The organism is Agilicoccus flavus (assembly GCF_014857905.1).
Classification (GTDB): Bacteria; Actinomycetota; Actinomycetes; order Actinomycetales; family Dermatophilaceae; genus Agilicoccus; species Agilicoccus flavus.
Genome location: NZ_JACYXE010000004.1, coordinates 18,905 through 35,643, shown reverse-complemented (window position 1 = coordinate 35,643; position 16,739 = coordinate 18,905). Strand labels below are relative to the sequence as shown.

Annotated in this window: 17 protein-coding genes; 7 read left to right on the top strand and 10 right to left on the bottom strand. The window is 73.5% G+C overall.

All coding sequences use genetic code 11. The features are described 5' to 3' along the window. The first annotated feature begins 148 nt into the window (after positions 1–148). Positions 149–1,543 (top strand): dihydrolipoyl dehydrogenase, encoded by a 1,395-nt coding sequence (gene lpdA / locus ICW24_RS07605; RefSeq protein WP_226345120.1) that lies wholly within the window; start codon positions 149–151, stop codon positions 1,541–1,543. Positions 1,544–1,652: 109 nt separating this feature from the next. On the opposite strand, the gene ICW24_RS07600 is transcribed toward lpdA, so the two are convergent. After that, on the bottom strand, positions 1,653–3,161 hold the full coding sequence (locus tag ICW24_RS07600) for a threonine/serine exporter family protein (RefSeq protein ID WP_226345119.1): 1,509 nt from the start codon (positions 3,159–3,161) through the stop codon (positions 1,653–1,655). 77 nt (positions 3,162–3,238) lie between these two features. On the opposite strand from ICW24_RS07600, the gene ICW24_RS07595 reads away from it, so the two are divergent. Continuing rightward, on the top strand, positions 3,239–4,759 hold the full coding sequence (locus ICW24_RS07595; protein ID WP_226345118.1) for an aminopeptidase P family protein: 1,521 nt from the start codon (positions 3,239–3,241) through the stop codon (positions 4,757–4,759). A gap of 42 nt (positions 4,760–4,801) precedes the next feature. Here ICW24_RS07595 and ICW24_RS07590 read toward each other — a convergent pair whose 3' ends face one another. Continuing rightward, positions 4,802–5,599 (bottom strand): general stress protein, encoded by a 798-nt coding sequence (locus ICW24_RS07590; protein ID WP_226345117.1) that lies wholly within the window; start codon positions 5,597–5,599, stop codon positions 4,802–4,804. Continuing rightward, on the bottom strand, positions 5,596–6,600 hold the full coding sequence (locus tag ICW24_RS07585; RefSeq protein WP_307781314.1) for an HpcH/HpaI aldolase/citrate lyase family protein: 1,005 nt from the start codon (positions 6,598–6,600) through the stop codon (positions 5,596–5,598). Before ICW24_RS07585 ends, ICW24_RS07590 begins: the two co-directional genes overlap by 4 nt. Positions 6,601–6,694: 94 nt before the next feature. Between ICW24_RS07585 and ICW24_RS07580 the strand changes: the two genes are divergently transcribed. Genes ICW24_RS07580 through ICW24_RS07565 form a run of 4 tightly spaced genes read left to right on the top strand, consistent with a single transcriptional unit; the run spans position 6,695 to position 10,405 of the window. Further along, positions 6,695–7,357 carry a DedA family protein gene (locus ICW24_RS07580; RefSeq protein WP_226345116.1) on the top strand — a complete coding sequence of 221 codons (663 nt, stop codon included), beginning with the start codon at positions 6,695–6,697 and terminating at the stop codon, positions 7,355–7,357. A gap of 22 nt (positions 7,358–7,379) precedes the next feature. Beyond that, a complete protein-coding gene (locus tag ICW24_RS07575; protein WP_226345115.1) occupies positions 7,380–8,660 on the top strand; it encodes a magnesium transporter MgtE N-terminal domain-containing protein in 1,281 nt (426 codons plus the stop codon). Then, on the top strand, positions 8,653–9,267 hold the full coding sequence (locus tag ICW24_RS07570; protein WP_226345114.1) for a DUF1003 domain-containing protein: 615 nt from the start codon (positions 8,653–8,655) through the stop codon (positions 9,265–9,267). The genes ICW24_RS07575 and ICW24_RS07570 overlap by 8 nt, the downstream gene beginning before the upstream one ends. 4 nt (positions 9,268–9,271) lie before the next feature. Continuing rightward, positions 9,272–10,405: an Mrp/NBP35 family ATP-binding protein gene (locus ICW24_RS07565; RefSeq protein ID WP_226345113.1), complete on the top strand. Its 1,134-nt coding sequence runs from the start codon at positions 9,272–9,274 to the stop codon at positions 10,403–10,405. A gap of 72 nt (positions 10,406–10,477) precedes the next feature. On the opposite strand, the gene ICW24_RS07560 is transcribed toward ICW24_RS07565, so the two are convergent. Next, the gene (locus ICW24_RS07560) at positions 10,478–10,903 is read right to left on the bottom strand and encodes a twin-arginine translocase TatA/TatE family subunit (RefSeq protein WP_307781313.1); all 426 of its coding nucleotides are present in this window, start codon (positions 10,901–10,903) and stop codon (positions 10,478–10,480) included. 136 nt (positions 10,904–11,039) lie between these two features. Next, positions 11,040–11,666: an RNA polymerase sigma factor SigE gene (gene sigE, locus ICW24_RS07555; protein WP_226345112.1), complete on the bottom strand. Its 627-nt coding sequence runs from the start codon at positions 11,664–11,666 to the stop codon at positions 11,040–11,042. A 172-nt stretch (positions 11,667–11,838) separates the two neighbouring features. Between sigE and ICW24_RS07550 the strand changes: the two genes are divergently transcribed. Beyond that, positions 11,839–12,471 carry an O-methyltransferase gene (locus ICW24_RS07550; protein ID WP_226345111.1) on the top strand — a complete coding sequence of 211 codons (633 nt, stop codon included), beginning with the start codon at positions 11,839–11,841 and terminating at the stop codon, positions 12,469–12,471. 134 nt (positions 12,472–12,605) lie between these two features. Here the strand turns inward: ICW24_RS07550 and ICW24_RS07545 are convergent, their stop codons facing one another. From ICW24_RS07545 to ICW24_RS07525, 5 genes are all read right to left on the bottom strand, one after another. Continuing rightward, entirely contained in the window at positions 12,606–12,782 is a 177-nt protein-coding gene (locus ICW24_RS07545; RefSeq protein WP_226345110.1) for a DUF3117 domain-containing protein, read from the bottom strand. 160 nt (positions 12,783–12,942) lie between these two features. After that, positions 12,943–14,439 carry a putative hexosyltransferase gene (locus tag ICW24_RS07540; RefSeq protein ID WP_226345109.1) on the bottom strand — a complete coding sequence of 499 codons (1,497 nt, stop codon included), beginning with the start codon at positions 14,437–14,439 and terminating at the stop codon, positions 12,943–12,945. A 107-nt stretch (positions 14,440–14,546) separates the two neighbouring features. Then, entirely contained in the window at positions 14,547–14,897 is a 351-nt protein-coding gene (locus ICW24_RS07535; RefSeq protein ID WP_226345335.1) for a DivIVA domain-containing protein, read from the bottom strand. Between the two features lie 19 nt (positions 14,898–14,916). Next, on the bottom strand, positions 14,917–15,687 hold the full coding sequence (locus ICW24_RS07530; RefSeq protein WP_226345108.1) for an LOG family protein: 771 nt from the start codon (positions 15,685–15,687) through the stop codon (positions 14,917–14,919). A 5-nt stretch (positions 15,688–15,692) separates the two neighbouring features. Beyond that, a complete protein-coding gene (locus ICW24_RS07525; RefSeq protein WP_226345107.1) occupies positions 15,693–16,721 on the bottom strand; it encodes a LysR substrate-binding domain-containing protein in 1,029 nt (342 codons plus the stop codon). Positions 16,722–16,739 lie beyond the last annotated feature (18 nt).

Here is a 16,739-nt window from a genome sequence, read left to right as displayed (position 1 = left end):
ACCCCGCCTCGCGAGGCCGCGGCGCGAGGTCGCCGAGGAGGCCGGAGTGCGGACACTCCGCGGACACCGCGCCGACCCCACGCCGACACCGCGGGCCGGGCGAGGCGTCCCGTCCCCGAGCGGACCCCCCACCCCATAGGCTGGCGCCATGGCAGATCACTTTGACGTCGTCGTCCTCGGAGCCGGCCCCGGCGGGTACGTCGCGGCCATCCGCGCCGCGCAACTCGGTAAGTCCGTCGCGGTCATCGAGAAGAAGTACTGGGGCGGTGTCTGCCTCAACGTGGGCTGCATCCCGTCCAAGGCGCTCCTGCGCAACGCCGAGCTCTCGCACGTGCTCACGCACGAGAAGAAGAAGTTCGGCATCGAGGGCGACGCCACCATGTCGTACGGCCCGACGCACGCCCGCAGCCGCCAGGTGAGCGGCGGCATCGTCAAGGGCGTCCACTACCTCATGAAGAAGAACAAGATCACCGAGATCGACGGGTGGGGCACGCTCGGCGAGAAGGGCACGATCTCGGTCGAGACCGACAAGGGCGAGACCCGCGAGGTCACGTACGACGACCTCATCATCGCCGCCGGCGCGGTCACGCGCATGCTGCCGGGCGTCGAGGTGAGCGACAACGTCGTCACCTACGAGGAGCAGATCCTCGACGAGAACCTCCCCGACTCGATCATCATCGCCGGGTCCGGCGCGATCGGCGTCGAGTTCGGGTACGTCATGGCCAACTTCGGCGTCGACGTGACGATCGTCGAGTTCCTCGACCGGATGGTCCCGACGGAGGACGCCGACGTCTCCAAGGAGCTCGCCAAGCACTACAAGAAGCTCGGCGTCAAGGTCCTCACGGGCACGAAGGTCGAGAAGGTCGAGGACACGGGCTCCGGCGTCAAGGTCACCGTCACCAAGGGCGGCAAGGAGGAGGTGCTCGAGGCCGACCGACTGATGTCGGCGATCGGCTTCGCGCCCCGCGTCGAGGGGTACGGCCTCGACACGCTCGGCGTCGAACTCACCGAGCGCGGCGCGATCAAGATCGACGAGGTCGGCCGTACGAACGTCGAGAACGTCTACGCCATCGGCGACGTCACCGCCAAGCTCATGCTCGCCCACGTGGCCGAGGCCATGGGCATCGTCGCGGCCGAGACGATCGCCGGCGTCGAGACGATGCCGATCGACTTCGACTTCATCCCGCGGGCCACGTACTGCCAGCCGCAGATCGGGTCGATGGGCTACAGCGAGCAGCAGGCCAAGGACAAGGGCTACGACGTCAAGACGGCCACGTTCCCGTTCAGCGCCAACGGCAAGGCCGCGGGCCTCGGCGAGGCGGTCGGCTTCGTCAAGGTCGTCGCCGACGCGAAGTACAACGAGATCCTCGGCTGCCACATGATCGGCCCGGACGTGACGGAGCTGCTGCCCGTGATGAACCTCGCCAAGCAGTGGGACCTCACGGCCGACGAGGTGTCCCGCAACGTCTTCGCGCACCCGACGCTCGGCGAGGCGGTCAAGGAGGCCGTCCACGGCATCTCGGGCCACATGATCAACCTCTGACTCGTCGACTCGAGCCGTCGACCTCCGAACCATCGAGCGGTCGACGGGTCGGACACGGGCGCGGGACCCCGCTGGGGTTCCGCGCCCGTGGCGTGTGTCCTGCGGGGGCCTACTCGCGGCCGTCGGCGTGGCCGCGGCGCAGCGCGCGTTGGACGGCGCGGGACCGGGACCGGGCGACGTCGGGTCGCAGGGGGCGGCCGAGGTAGGTGCCGAGGCTGACGCCCGCGGCGAGCGCGAGGCCGATGGCGGCGGCCGAGCCGAGTGTGACCACGCCCGGTCCCGTGCCCTGAGCCCACGAGAGCGTCGTCAGCTGGTAGAGGCCCCGATAGACGGCGCCGCCGGGCAGCAGCGGGACGATCCCGGCCGTCGACAGGGCGAGGGCCGGGACGTGCACGGTGCCCGCGAGGAGCTGCGAGATCACCCCGATGAAGAGGGCCGCCGCGCCGCTGGCCGCCACGACGCCCAGGTCGAAGGCCTCGGCGAGCGCGAACGCGCCCCAGCCGAGCGTCCCACAGACCACGGAGACGATCGCCGTGACGGGGCCCGCGTAGGAGGTGACGGCGAAGCCGGCCGCGATGATCGCACTCGCGACGAGCTGTCGGGGCAGGCTGCCCGTGAGGGCCGAGTACGGGGCGAGGTAGGTCGGCGCGCCGAGGCGCTGGGCGATGCCGAGCACGATGACGACCCCGACCGTGATCCCGAGCGTGAGGACGACGACCTCGTACGTCCGTGCCCCCGCGGTGACGTAGTAGCCGTCGATCGCGTCCTGCGCGGAGCCGACGACGGACATGCCCGCGAGCAGTGACACGATCCCGGCGGCGACGACCGCGGAGGGCGTGACCTCCTCGAGGCCGGGCACCTGGTGGCTGCGGGCGATGATGAGCAGGACGGCGACCACCGTGGGGATCGCGCCGCCGATCATCTGGCTGAAGAACGCCGCGAGCCGGGCGCGCGCGAGGAGCAGCTGGACGCGGTCGACGAGGACGGCGTTGAGGAACGCGATGAGGATCTCGGTGAAGGACCCGTCGAAGAGGAGGGCGACGGCCGCCCCGAGGAACGCGGACCCCGCCGTGACGACCGAGCGGCGGTAGACGTGCGGCCGGGCGGCGATCGCGTCGAACCGGGAGCGGGCGTCGACGATGTCGACGGGGTTGGCCTCGAGGTCGGCGACGAACGCCTGCAGGCGGGCGAGCCGTTCGTAGTCGACGCTCCGGACCCGGACGGTGCGCACCATGGTCACGGGGTCCTCGGCGCCCCGGTGATGGGAGATCGCGATGGCCGTGAAGGTGACGTCGACGTGCACCGAGCGCAGGCCGTAGGCGTCGGTGAGGCGCAGGACGGTGGCGGTGACGTCGGCGGCCGACGCCCCGGTCGCGAGCGTGAGCTCCGCGACCCGGGTGGCGAGGTCCATGACGGCCCGCGACCGCCGCTCCTCGACGTCGTCCTGGACCGAGCGCAGGTCGAGGCTCCAGGAGGGAGCGCTCTCCGCGGCGACGGCGCGCTGGGCTCGGGCCCGCCACGACGACCCGCCGCCGGTGCTCGGTCCCCCGGGTTCGCCGTACGCCGCGTTCGGGGCCTTGCTCGGCACCTTCTTCTTGCGGGGAGGCAGCGTGGGCACGTCTCCACTGTGGGCCCCGGGCCGGGCGCCGGCCAAACCGCCACGCGGCGCCCCCTCCCGCGCCGGCGCGTGCCAGCATGGACAGGGTGAGTGAGAAGCACGCCGCCCGCGAGGGCGGCCACCGAGCCAGCCCGACCTCCGACACGTTCCGTGAGTTCATCGCCTCCGACTGGGCGCTCCGGGACGCGACCCTTCCCGACCTGTCCGAGGCGTCCCGCCACGCGGCGCCCCGTCGCGACGCGTTGTCCGCGGCGTTCCCCGGGTGCCGCCTCGTCGTCCCCGCCGGCGGCCTCAAGATCCGCAGCAACGACTGCGACTACCAGTTCCGGCCCCACTCGGCGTTCGCGCACCTGACGGGGCTCGGCAGCGACCGGGAGCCCGACGCGGTGCTCGTCCTCGAGCCCCGCGCGCAGGGCGGTCACGACGCCCTGATCTTCTTCCGGCCCATGGCCCCCCGGGACGACGAGGAGTTCTTCGCCGACGCCCGCTACGGCGAGTTCTGGGTCGGCGCGAGGCCGACGATCGACCAGCTGTCCGCCGAGACGGGCCTGGAGGCGCGGCACGTCGACGAGCTCGAATCGGCGTTGCGCGCCGACCTCGGCCAGGTCGACCTGCGCATCGTGCGCGAGGCCGACGCCGGGCTCGCCGCCACCGTCGACGAGCTGCGCGCCGCCGCGGGCGTCGTCCAGTCGCTCGAGGGCGAGCAGGAGGCCCACGAGGGCGACGCCGAGCTCTCCCGCCGCCTGTCGACGATGCGACTCGTCAAGGACGACTGGGAGATCGGGCAGATGCGCCTCGCGTGCGACGGCACGGCGCGCGCCTTCGCCGCCGTCGTCGCCGACCTGCCGGAGGCGGTCAAGCGCGGCCGGGGCGAGCGCTGGGTCGAGGGGGTCTTCGGCCTGCACGCCCGGCATCACGGCAACGGCGTCGGCTACGACTCGATCTGTGCCTCCGGCGACCACGCGAACACGCTGCACTGGATCCGCAACACGGGCGACGTGGGCGAGGACGACCTCATCCTCATCGACGCCGGGGTCGAGGTCGACTCGCTCTTCACCGCGGACGTGACCCGGACGTTGCCGGTGTCGGGCCGGTTCTCCGACGCCCAGCGCAAGGTGTACGACGCGGTCTACGCGGCGCAGTGCGCGGGGATCGACGCCGTCCGCCCGGGCGCGACCTTCAAGGACGTCCACGCCGCCGCGATCCGCGTCATCGCCGAGCACGTCCACGCGTGGGGCCTGCTGCCCGACGGCGTCGACGTGGAGGCGAGCCTCGCCCCCGAGGGGCAGTGGCACCGGCGCTGGATGGTGCACGGCACGAGCCACCACCTCGGGCTCGACGTGCACGACTGCCAGCTCGCCCTGCGCGAGGACTACGTCGAGGGCACGCTCGCCCCGGGGATGATCCTCACCGTCGAGCCGGGCCTGTACTTCAAGGCCGACGACCTGCGGGTGCCGCCGGAGCTGCGCGGGATCGGGGTGCGCATCGAGGACGACATCCTCGTAACCGCCGACGGGTGCGAGAACCTCACCCGCGCCCTGCCCCGCTCGAGCGCCGACGTCGAGGCGTGGATGGCCGACGTCCTCGCCTCGGGCTGACCCCCGCCCCGAGCGGGCGGATCGGGGGCCCGGGCCGGGCGGTCAGTCGCGCGGGTTCGGCGGGGCGTCCTCGTCGGCGGGCGGCGTGGGGCGCTCGCCCTCGGGCAGCCGCACGCCGTACCGACCCTCGTACGCGTTCGGGCGCGGCTCGTTCGGGTGCGGCTCGCGGGGGCCGGCCTCGTCGGGGCGGGGGGCGGCGCTCGCGCCGCCGGACGGGCCCGCGCCGGCGGAGCCGCCCGACCCCCCGGCGTCGTCGGTGCGCACGCCGTAGCGGCCCTCGTAGGGGTTGGGGCGGTCGGGGCGGGCCGCCTGCGGGGACGCCACCGGCGCCGTGCGACCGTGGCCGCCGGGCAGACGGGCCAGCGTCTCGCGGGCCTGGTCGTACAGAGCGTGCTCGACCAGCACCTCGTACCGCGTGGCGACGACCTGGCTCACGGACGTGAAGTCGCGGCGTCCTCGCGTGAACGCGTACCCGATCGACGCCCAGACGACCCCGAAGACGGCGCCGGTGAGGACGACGGACAGGAAGAGGGCGAACGCGAAGCCCTCGCCGAACATGCTGAAGATCAGCCCGACGAAGGCGCCGAGCCACATGCCCGACAGCAGACCGCCGGCGACGACCTTGCCCCACGTGAGCCGGCCGGTGACCCGCTCGACCTGCTTGAGGTCGGTGCCGACGATGAGCACGTTCTGCACGGGGAACTCGTGGTCGGAGAGGTAGTCGACCGCGCGCTGGGCCTCCTCGTAGGTGTCGAAGACGGCCAGGCTGCGGGGGAACTCGAGGGTGAGGCGGTCGGTGGGGACCCGGGCGGGGCCGCCGGGGTTCGTGGGCGTCGTCATGGGTTCATCCTCGCCGATCCCTCGGCGCCCGCGCGGCCGGGCTCGTCCGGAACCGGGCCGGTGGACGAGCGCGCCCGGATCGCCGAGTCGGTCCGCAGGAGGCGTCGGGCCGTCTCGACGTGCAGGGCCTCGATCATCCGCCCCTCGTGGGTGACGACACCCCGGCCGCCACCGGCCTCCCACGCCCGCAGGACGGCACGCGCGTCCTCGAGCGACGCGGCGTCGGGGGCGAAGACGGTGTTCGCGCCGTCGATCTGGCTCGGGTGGACGAGGGTCTTGCCGTCGAAGCCCAGCTCACGGCCCTGCGCGCACTCGGCGTCGAACCCCTCGGCGTCCCGGATGTCGTTGTACACGCCGTCGAGGACGACCTTGCCGGCCGCGCGGGCGCCGAGCACCGCGAGGCCGAGCGACGTGAGCAGCGGCACGCGACGAGGGCCCGCGTCCACGCGCAGCTCCTTGGCGAGGTCGTTCGTGCCCACGACGAGCACGGTGAGCCGGTCGGAGGCCGCCGCGATCTCCTCGGCGCGCAGGACGGCCCCCGGCGTCTCGAGCATCGCCCACATCGCCGTCGAGGCGGGCGCGCCGGCGGCGTCGAGGGCGGCGAGGACCTCTCGGACCGCGGCCGCGCCGGTCACCTTGGGGACGACGACGGCGTCGGGCCCGGCGGCCCCGACCGCGGCGAGGTCATCGTCGTGCCACGGCGTGCCCGCGGCGTTGACGCGGACCGTCACCTCCCGGCGGCCCTCGTCGCGCCAGGCCCCCGAGGACACGGCGGCGACGGCCGCCGCGCGGGCCTGCTCCTTGGCGTCCGGCGCGACCGCGTCCTCGAGGTCGAGGACCAGGGCGTCGCACGCCAGTCCCTTCGCCTTCTCCATCGCCCGCGGGTTCGAGGCCGGCAGGTACAGCACCGAACGCCGGGGGCGGACCTCCCCCCGCCCCGCCACGTCCTCGTCCCGGCGTCGATCCGTGTCGTCCGCGTCCGCACCCGTTCTCGTCTGCACGGGTCCATCCTCTCCGACCCGCCGGTGTTCCCGCGCGGCTCCCAGGCGACATCCGGGGTCGTCGGGCACGATGGTGGACGGTCCACCGCCCCCCGTGAGAAAGCGATCCCCGACGCCCATGCTCCCCCTCGCGACCGCACCCGGTCCCACCGACGGCCTCGGCGGCTGGATCGTCGACACGATGGAGACGCTCGGCGCCCCCGGCGCGGGCCTGCTGGTGTTCCTCGAGAACCTCTTCCCGCCCATCCCGAGCGAGGTCATCCTCCCGCTCGCCGGGTACTCCGCGAGCGTCGGGACCCTGGGCCTCGTCGCGGTCCTCGTCTGGACGACCATCGGGTCCGTCGTCGGCGCCTGGGTGCTCTACGGCCTCGGTGCCCTGCTCGGCCGGCGACGCCTGCTCCGCATCGTCGACGTCATGCCCCTCGTCGACGTCGAGGAGATGACCCGGGCCGAGGGCTGGTTCAACCGGCACGGGCGGTCGTCGATCTTCTTCGGGCGCCTGGTCCCCGGCGTCCGCAGCCTCATCTCGATCCCGGCCGGCATCGAGCGCATGTCCCCCGTGACGTTCACGGCGTTCACCCTGGCGGGCAGCGCGATGTGGAACGCCGTCCTCGTCGGGGCGGGGTACGTCCTCGGCGAGAACTGGCAGGCGGTCGCGGGCTACGTCGACGCCGTCAAGTACGTCGTCATCGCGGTCCTGATCGCCCTGTTCGTCTGGTACGTCGTCCGCCGCGTACGGCGCAACCGGAGCCGGTGATCGGGGCCGGTAGCCTGCAGAGGTGAGCACCCAGTCCCGCGTCTTCGTCGCCCGCCTGGCCGGGCTGAGCGTGTTCGACCCCCTCGGCGACCAGGTCGGTCGCGTGCGCGACGTCGTCATCACGTTCTCGACGACGCGGCGGCGTCCCCGCGTCATCGGTCTCGTCGTCGAGGTCCCCGGGAAGCGGCGTGTCTTCGTCCCGATGACCCGGGTGACGACCATCGACGGCGGCCAGGTCATCACGACCGGCCTCGTCAACATGCGCCGCTTCGAGCAGCGGACCAACGAGTCCCTCGTGCTCGGCGAGATCCTCGACCGCCGGGTCGTCGTCGACACCCCGGACGCCGAGGCGTTCGAGGCCGTCGTCGAGGACCTCGGCATCGACAAGGAGCGGCTGCGCGACTGGTCGGTGACGAAGGTCTTCGTCCGCAAGGGGCAGGGGGGACCGCGCCGGGCGTTCGGCCTCGGCCGCCGCCGCGGCGAGACCGTGCTCGTCGACGTCGAGGACGTCAGCGACCTGCGCACCCTCGACGCGTCGCAGGGCGCGGACCTCCTCCTCGGCGCGTACGACGAACTCAAGGCCGCCGACCTGGCGGAGCTCGTCCGGAACCTGCCCGCCTCGCGGCGCGCGCAGGTGGCCTCGGCGCTGGACGACGAGAAGCTGGCCGACGTCCTCGAGGAGCTGCCCGAGGACGACCAGGTCGAGATCCTCGCGGCCCTCGAGAGCAACCGGGCCGCCGACGTCCTCGAGGCCATGCAGCCCGACGACGCCGCCGACCTGCTCAACGAGCTCTCGCCCGAGGCCCAGGAGCGCTACCTGCAGCTCATGGAGCCCGACGAGGCCGCCGACCTGCGCCGCCTGCTGCGCTACGACGAGAACACGGCGGGCGGCCTCATGACGACCGAGCCGATCATCCTGCCTCCGGAGGCGAGCATCGCCGAGGCCCTCGCCATGGTGCGGCGGGTGGAGGTCTCCCCCGCGATCGCCGCGACCGTCTTCGTCTCCCGCGCGCCGCTGGAGACCCCCACGGGCCGCTACCTCGGCCTCGTGCACATCCAGCGGCTCCTGCGCGAACCCCCGCACGCCCCGGTGGGCCAGTTCGTCGACAAGGACGTCGAGCCGATCTCGCCGGACGCGACCATCGGCCAGGTCACCCGCGAGCTCGCGACGTACAACTTCGTCTCGCTGCCCGTCGCCGACGAGGACAACCACCTGCTCGGTGCGGTGACCGTCGACGACGTCCTCGATCACCTGCTGCCCGACGACTGGCGAGAGGAACGACACGAGGTGACCGATGTCTGAGCCCGCCCGCACCGACCTGCGGCTCGACCAGCCGCGCGAGTCGGGCCGCCGGATCCGCCGGCCGTCGATGTTCTCCGAGGGCGCGTTCGGGACGGCGAGCGAGGCGTTCGCGCGGTTCATGGGCACGCCGCGCTTCCTCATCGGCATGACAATCTTCTGCGCCGTGTGGCTCGCGTGGAACACGTTCATGCCCGAGGCCGCGCAGTTCGACCCGCGGGCGCTCAACTACACGCTGCTGACGCTCATCCTGTCCCTGCAGGCGTCGTACGCGGCCCCGCTGCTGCTGCTCGCGCAGAACCGGCAGGACGACCGCGACCGGGTGACCCTCGAGCAGGACCGGGCCCGCGACGAGCGCAACCTCGCCGACACCGAGTACCTCACCCGCGAGGTCGCGGCGCTGCGCGTGGCGATGCGGGACGTGGCGACCCGCGACTACCTCCGCTCCGAACTGCGTGAACTGCTCGAGGAGCTCACCGGCGACGACGACTCCCCCGACGGCGCGGACCGGCCGCGGTCGAAGAAGAAGTCGAAGGTCAAGCGCTCGGGCCCGGCGAGCCCGGAGGCCCGGGAGGCGTCGCGGGCCGCCGCGGACCCGGCCGTAGAGTAGGGGCATGCCCACCCCTTCGCACGACGCACTTCTCGACGCCCTCTCGGGCGTCCAGGACCCCGAGATCCACCGTCCCATCACCGAACTGGGCATGGTGGGTGCCGTCGAGGCCGACGACGCCGGGCTCGTGCGGGTGACGATCCTGCTCACCGTGTCGGGATGCCCGCTGAAGTCGACGCTCGAGCGCGACACCACCCGCGCGTTGCTCGCCGTCGAGGGCGTGGACCGGGTCGAGGTGACGCTCGGGGTCATGTCCGACGAGCAGCGACGGGCCCTCAAGGAGCATCTGCGCGGCGGCCAGGCCGAGCGCGAGATCCCCTTCGCCCGGCCCGACTCGCTGACCCGCGTCTACGCCGTCGCCTCGGGCAAGGGCGGCGTCGGCAAGTCCAGCGTGACGAGCAACCTCGCCGTGTCCCTCGCCGACCAGGGCCTCAAGGTGGGCGTCGTCGACGCCGACATCTACGGCTTCTCCATCCCGCGCATGCTCGGCGTCGACCGGGCGCCCACGCAGGTCGACGACATGATCCTCCCCCCGGAGGCGCACGGGGTCCGCGTCATCTCGGTCGGGATGTTCGTCGCCGGGAACCAGCCGGTCGTCTGGCGCGGCCCGATGCTGCACCGCGCGCTCCAGCAGTTCCTCGCGGACGTCTACTGGGGCGACCTCGACGTCCTCCTGCTCGACCTGCCGCCCGGCACGGGCGACGTCGCGATCTCCGTCGCGCAGCTCATCCCCGGCACCGAGATCCTCGTCGTCACGACCCCCCAGCAGGCCGCGGCGGAGGTCGCCGAGCGCGCCGGGTCCATCGCCGTGCAGACCCACCAACGGGTCGTCGGCGTCGTCGAGAACATGTCGTGGCTCGAGCTGCCCGACGGCTCCCGCCAGGAGCTGTTCGGCTCCGGCGGCGGCCGACAGGTCGCCGACTCGCTGTCCCGGATCATCGGGACGGACGTGCCGCTGCTCGGGCAGATCCCGCTCGATGTCGCGCTGCGGGAGGGCTCCGACGTGGGCGACCCGGTCGTCCGCTCCGCTCCCGACGGCCCCTCGGGCGTCGCCCTGCGCGGGATCGCGCGCGGCCTGGGGCAGCGTTCCCGCGGTCTCGCCGGCCGCAAGCTCGGATTGACCCCGACGGGTCGCTGAGGACCCGGTCTCCGGCCGGTCGGGCGCCCGTCGATCTGCGGCGTCGATCTGCGTCGTCCCCGACGTGGCCGCTCAGGTCGCCTCGGGGTCGAACGGCGTGGGGGCGGTCGGGTCGTAGGCCACCGCCCGCGGTCGACGCCGCTCGGCCGTGACCACGCTCGGCGCGGCGGCCGCCGTCGCGCCGCCGGTCCGGGTGGACTCCGGCTCGCCCGTGCCGCCATCGGTCCGGGGCTCGTCCTCGTCGTCCTCCAACAGCGCCTCGCGCACAATGCGACGCGGGTCGTACTGGCGCGGGTCGTAGGCCTTCCAGTCGATGTCGTCGAACTCGGGACCCATCTGCTCGCGCAGCTGCTCCTTGGCCCCCGTGGCCATGCGGCGCAGTTCGCGGACGCCGGTGCGCAGCCGCGCCGCGTAGTGCGGCAGCCGTTCGGGCCCGATGACGACGAGCGCGACGACGATGATGATGACCGCTTCCCAGAAGTTGATCCCGATCACCACTTTCGCGAGGAGTCCGCGGCCCGGCCGGCGCGCAACAGGACCATCTTGTCAGGCGCGTTCCGGAACGGCGTCGGCGACGCGGACGCCCGCCCGCGACCGGTCACCGACCAGCGGCCCGACGCCGGAGTCGGCCGACTCAGACGGAGGGGACGACCCGGCCGAGGCCGAGAGCGGGGGCCCGGACGGCCCGGGACCGGGCCGACGTGGGCGCCCGGTGTGCGAGCGCGTCGCGCAACTGCGCCCGCCCCCGGTGGATCCGCGAGCGGACCGTGCCGAGCTTGATGCCGAGGGTCTCGGAGATCTCCTCGTAGGTGAGCCCCTCGATGTCGCACAGGACGACGGCGACCCGGAAGTCGGGGGCGAGCGCGTCGAGCGCCCGCTGCACGTCGTCGTCGAGGTGCGTCGCGTCGAAGTACTGCTCCGGACCCATCCCCCGGCTCGGGATGCGCGCCGAGGACTCCTCGGAGAGCGCGTCGAACCGGATGCGCTGCTTGCGCCGCATGCGGTCGAGGAAGAGGTTGGTGGTGATGCGGTGCAGCCAGCCCTCGAAGGTGCCGGGGCGGTACCGGTCGAGCGAGCGGAAGACGCGGACGAAGACGTCCTGCGTGAGGTCCTCGGCGTCGTACCGGTTGCCGGTGAGTCGGTAGGCGAGGCGGTAGACGCGCGCCGAGTGCTCGGTGACGACCTGCTCCCACGTCGGCCGGACCCAGTCGGCGTCGTCGGCCGAGGTGTCGATCGGGGCGTCCTGGTGGGTGATGGACATCGTGGTCCTTCGTGGTCGTGGGTCGGGCCGGGTGCGGATCGCCCCGGCTGCCGATGACATGCTCGTCGGCCAAGCTGTGAGGACACTGAGCAGTCCACCGGTGCGACCTCTGCGTCGGCGGCCACCCGCGCGACCGACTCCGGTGTGCATCCCGGCCGCTAGGCTGCCGCACATGAGCGCGAACAAGTCCGCCAACTGGGCCTATACCGAGGACTTCGTGCCCGAGCCGCCGGCCGTCGCGGCGGCCCGGGCGCGCGGCCGCGAACTGGGCTGCGCGCCGGTGTCCCCGGGCGTCGGTCCCGTCCTGCGGCTCCTCGCGGGGGCCGCGCGCGCCCGGGCGGTCGTCGAGATCGGCACGGGGGCCGGCGTCTCCGGGCTGTGGCTGCTCGAGGGCATGCCCGCCGACGGCGTCCTGACGACGATCGACGTCGAGCCGGCCCACCAGCGGGCCGCGCGCACGGCCTACGCGGCGGCGGGGATCCCCACCCAGCGCACGCGCGTCATCACGGGCTCGGCGTCGGACGTGCTTCCCCGGCTCACCGACGGCGCCTACGACCTCGTGCTCGTCGACGCGGACAAGACCGAGTACCCGGCGTACGTCGAGCAGGCGATCCGCCTCCTGCGCTCCGGCGGTGTCCTCGCGATCGACAACATGCTCTGGCACGACAAGGTGGCCGACCCCGCCGCCCGCGACGAGACGACGACGACGCTGCGCGAGCTGGGCAAGACCCTGCGCGACGACGACCGACTGTCGCCGTGCCTGCTCCCCGCCGGGGACGGCCTGTTCGCCGCGGTCCGCCGCTGAGTCGGGCGCTGCGCCGTCGCAATCGCGGGCACCGCACGCGGCACCGACAGCCGGACCTGGTCACGCACGGACGGGCCGCGACCCCCCGGGGGTGTCGCGGCCCGTCCGTTCGTCCCGATCGGCGTCGGTCGGCGTCAGTTGGGGACGGCTTCGCAGCCCTGGATGGCCTTGCCGAGGTTGGACGCCTCGTCCGGCGTCATCTCGACGACGAGGCGGCCTCCGCCCTCGATGGGCATGCGGAGCACGATGCCCCGGCCTTCCTTGGTCACCTCGAGCGGACCCTCGCCGGTCCTCGGCTTCATCGCGGCCATCTGTGCCCCTTCCTTCGCAGTCTCGGCGGACCGGATCGCCGTTCGTCCTCCGGCCGATCCGGCAGGCGACACGCCGGCCTCTCCGCACGCATGTGGACTCCAGTATCCCTCGCGTGGGCGCCTTTTCCGAATCCGAAACGCCGCAGGAGGGGGGCGCCGATCACGGCGGGTCGTCGGCGGGCGGCGTGAACTGCCAGATCTCCCAGATCCACCAGACCTGCGTGAGCAGGCCGAACACGACCCAGGCGAGCGTCCACGCGAGCACCCGGCGCGTCGTCGTCCGGCGCATCCTCCGGCGCAGGACCGCGACGTGCGACCCGCCCGTCCCGCGGACGGGGTCCTCCTCGTCGGCGATCGCGTCCTCGCCCGTCCGGCCCCACCCGGCCCCCACCATGACGATGGTCCAGGGGAAGAGGCAGATGGCGTAGCGGTAGATGCTCGTCGACGGGTCCTGCACGGCGAAGAGGTAGAACGGGTACGCCAGGCACCACGTCCGCAACTGGGGGCCGAGGGCCCGGGCCCACGGGCCGGCCGCGACCGCGAACATGAGGCCCGCGAAGGCGAGCAGGGCAAGGACGGCGGCCGCCGGCGTCCGCGTCCACGACAGCGCCGAATTCCACCACGGGACGAAGAGCTGGATCTTGTCCACGGCCCGCCACGCGGTCATCGAGCTCGTGTAGGCGTCGGGCTCCCCCGTCCCGAGCCAGGCGATGAACGGCCACAGCAGGGCCGAGAGCCCGCAGGCGCCGAGCGAGGCGATGATGGCGATCGCCTCGCGCCCGCGCAGGGGCCGGACGTGCCGCTGGCGCCAGCGCATCCACACCGCGACGAGCGCGACGAGCCCGAGCGGCGCCGCGATGGGCCGGGTGAGCCCCGTGAGCAGGGCGATGACGGCGGCGGTCCACCAGCGTTCGCGACTCAGCGCGAGAAGCACACCGGTGAGCAGCACGAGCGCCATGGACTCGGTGTAGGCGACCTGCAGCGTGGGGGCCGTGATGCACGTGGCCCAGATGGCCACGCCCGCGAGGGCGACGCGCACCCCGACCCGGTCGCGCAGGAGGATCGCCATCAGGACGGCGGCGACGCCCCCGGCCACCAGGGACAGCGTCGAGCCGACCACCGCGAACCCGAGGCCGGTGAGCTGCATGACGAACCGCGTCATCATTGGGAACATCGGGTAGAACGCCCACGGGTTCTGCCACGGCTTGCCCGACTCGGGGTTGCGGGGGATCTGCGGCGGGTACCCGTCCTCGACGATCTGCCGGTACCAGAACGCGTCCCACAGCACGGTCATGCGGAAGTAGCCGGTCTCGTTCTCGAACCACGTGACGTCGACCTGGTGCAGCCCGACGAGGAAGAGGACGATGCCCGAGAACAGGCGCGCGAGGGCGTAGATGCCGAGCACGGCGAGGACGAAGCCCGCCCCGCGGCGGTACCAGGGCAGCGCGGCCTCGCCGGTCGAGTCGGTCGGGCCTGTCGAGGCCTCGCTCCCCCCGCCCGGGGCTGGCGCGTGCTCGACGGCCACGTCGGCGCCGCCCGGGCGGGACATGCCCGGGATCGCGGTGTGGGAGCCCGAACCCGCCCGGGGCCCGGGGGACCCGTACGCCACCGGGCCACCGTCGGCCGACGGGGTCGTCGCGTCACCTGGCTGGGGCACTCGGCCTCCTGGTCGAAGACTCTCTACGTCACTGATCTCGTGGATCTCCCGGTTCTCACGGCACGGGCCGCCGGGGGCGGTGCGGCGTGACGGGACGATCAGTCACCCTACCGGTCGGTCCCGGGCCGGGCGCACGGGTGACGCGGCCCTGCCCCGGGCCCGAGGTGGGACGGGTGGACGGCCGGACTCGCCCGGACGCCCCGCTCGCTCTCGAGCTCGGCGAGGCGGGCCACGAGGGCGTCGAGCACGGCGTCGACCTGGTCGGTGCGGTAGCCGCGGAAGCCGGTGTCGAAGCGGACGTCGGCGACGGCGTCGCTTGTGACCGGCCCGTCGGGCAGTCCGACGCCGCCGGCGCTGTCGAGCGCCGGGCCGAGGTGGACGTTCGCGCCGCCGCGACCGAGGACGAGGGCCACGACGATCCCGGCGAGGACGACGAGCGAGGCGACGAGGAAGACCATCACCGGTTCATCGTCCCACTCACTCGGGCGGCGTCGCCGACGACTCGGTGCGTTCGTCCGCCGCGGCGCGCACGAGGCGCACGGCCTCGTCGGGGTCGTCGACGACGTGGAGCAGGTCCACGTCCTCGGCCGAGACGGTCCCCGCGGTCACGGCCGCCTCGCGCAACCACTCGAGCAGGCCGCTCCAGTACGCCGTCCCGAGCAGGACGATCGGGAACCGGGTCACCTTGCGCGTCTGCACCAGGGTGAGGGCCTCGAACAGCTCGTCGAGGGTGCCGAAGCCGCCGGGAAGGACGATGAACCCCTGGGCGTACTTGACGAACATCGTCTTGCGGGCGAAGAAGTAGCGGAAGTTCACGCCCACGTCGACGTACGGGTTGAGCCCGGCCTCGAACGGGAGCTCGATCCCGAGCCCGACCGACGTGCCCCCCGCCTGGCCGGCGCCGCGGTTGGCGGCCTCCATCGCGCCCGGGCCGCCCCCGGTGATGACGGCGTAGCCCGCCCGCACCAGGGCGGCGCCCACGCGCTCGGCCAGCTCGTAGACGTCGCTGCCGGGGGCCGTGCGCGCCGATCCGAAGACGCTGACGGCCGGACCCAGCTCGGCGAGCGCCCCGAAGCCCTCGACGAACTCGGCCTGGATGCGCATGATCCGCCAGGGGTCGGTGTGCAACCAGTCGGCACGGCCGCGCTCGTCGAGGAGGCGGGCGTCGGTCGTCGAGTCGGGGATCTGGTTGCCCCGCAGAGTGACCGGGCCCCGCTGGTAGGCGTCGGTGGGCACGTCGTCGTCCATGCACGTCACGGTAACGGCCGCAGCGGGGTCACCAGGCCGTGCGGCACGCCGGCGATGACGTCCGCGAGCAGCGGCAGGAGTTCGCCACGCAGGCTCGAGCGGCGCCACACCATCGCGATGTCCCGGGCCGGGACGGGCGCGTCGAACTCCCGCAGGACGATGTCCGGCTGGGCCGGCACCGGCGGCGAGACCGACAGGCGGGGCAGGAGCGTGGACCCGACGCCGGAGGCGACCATGAGGCGCAGCGTCTCGAGGCTCGTGGCCCGGAACCCGTCGCGCTCGCGGGCGCCGAACCGGCGGGCGACGTCGAGCACCTGGTCGCGCAGGCAGTGCCCGTCCTCGAGCAGCAGCAGGTCGACGCCGCGCAGGTCGCGCCGCCCCACGGGAGCAGGGCGGGAGCCCTCGTCGGCCCCGGCCTCGGCCGCCCCGGTGTCGTCGGCGGCGCCGGTGTCGTCGGCGGCGCAGGTGTCGTCGGCGGCGCCCGCGGGCGGCGTGGCGGTCGCGGGCGGATGCGCCGGGGCCGCGGGGCTCGCGAGGACGAAGTCCTCCCGGAAGAGCGGCGCCACCTCGAGGCGGTCGTCGACGGGCGGGGTCGCGAGGACGACGGCGTCGAGGTCCCCGGCGTGCAGGCGCGCGAGCAGCCGCGGCGAGGTCTCCTCGACGAGCAGCACCTCGAGCGCGGGGAACCGTTCGCGCACCGACCCGATGACGTGGGGCAGCAGGTAGGGCCCGAGGGTCGGGAAGACGCCCACCGTGAGGGTGCCCGAGAGGGGATCGCGCGCCTGCCGGGCGATCTCCCGGATGTCGTCGGCCTCGGCGAGGACCCGCCGGGCCCGCGCGACGACGCGGGCCCCGACGGGAGTGAGCAGCACGGTCCGCGATCCCCGCTCGACGAGGTCGGCGCCGAGCTCGGCCTCGAGCTTCTTCACCTGGGTCGACAGCGTCGGCTGGCTGACGAAGCAGGCCCGGGCGGCCCGGCCGAAGTGGCGATGCTCGTCGAGCGCGACGAGGTACTCCAGGTCGCGGAGGTTCATCGCACGCCCCCCGACGTG

Excerpts from the sequence above, each read along its gene's own strand:
- lpdA (WP_226345120.1), top strand. The coding sequence starts at position 149 with ATGGCAGATCACTTTGACGTCGTCGTCCTCGGAGCCGGCCCCGGCGGG.
- ICW24_RS07595 (WP_226345118.1), top strand. The coding sequence starts at position 3,239 with ATGGACAGGGTGAGTGAGAAGCACGCCGCCCGCGAGGGCGGCCACCGA.
- ICW24_RS07590 (WP_226345117.1), bottom strand. The coding sequence starts at position 5,599 with ATGACGACGCCCACGAACCCCGGCGGCCCCGCCCGGGTCCCCACCGAC.
- ICW24_RS07570 (WP_226345114.1), top strand. The coding sequence starts at position 8,653 with ATGTCTGAGCCCGCCCGCACCGACCTGCGGCTCGACCAGCCGCGCGAG.
- ICW24_RS07565 (WP_226345113.1), top strand. The coding sequence starts at position 9,272 with ATGCCCACCCCTTCGCACGACGCACTTCTCGACGCCCTCTCGGGCGTC.
- sigE (WP_226345112.1), bottom strand. The coding sequence starts at position 11,666 with ATGTCCATCACCCACCAGGACGCCCCGATCGACACCTCGGCCGACGAC.
- ICW24_RS07550 (WP_226345111.1), top strand. The coding sequence starts at position 11,839 with ATGAGCGCGAACAAGTCCGCCAACTGGGCCTATACCGAGGACTTCGTG.
- ICW24_RS07545 (WP_226345110.1), bottom strand. The coding sequence starts at position 12,782 with ATGGCCGCGATGAAGCCGAGGACCGGCGAGGGTCCGCTCGAGGTGACC.
- ICW24_RS07535 (WP_226345335.1), bottom strand. The coding sequence starts at position 14,897 with ATGGTCTTCCTCGTCGCCTCGCTCGTCGTCCTCGCCGGGATCGTCGTG.
- ICW24_RS07530 (WP_226345108.1), bottom strand. The coding sequence starts at position 15,687 with ATGGACGACGACGTGCCCACCGACGCCTACCAGCGGGGCCCGGTCACT.
- ICW24_RS07525 (WP_226345107.1), bottom strand. The coding sequence starts at position 16,721 with ATGAACCTCCGCGACCTGGAGTACCTCGTCGCGCTCGACGAGCATCGC.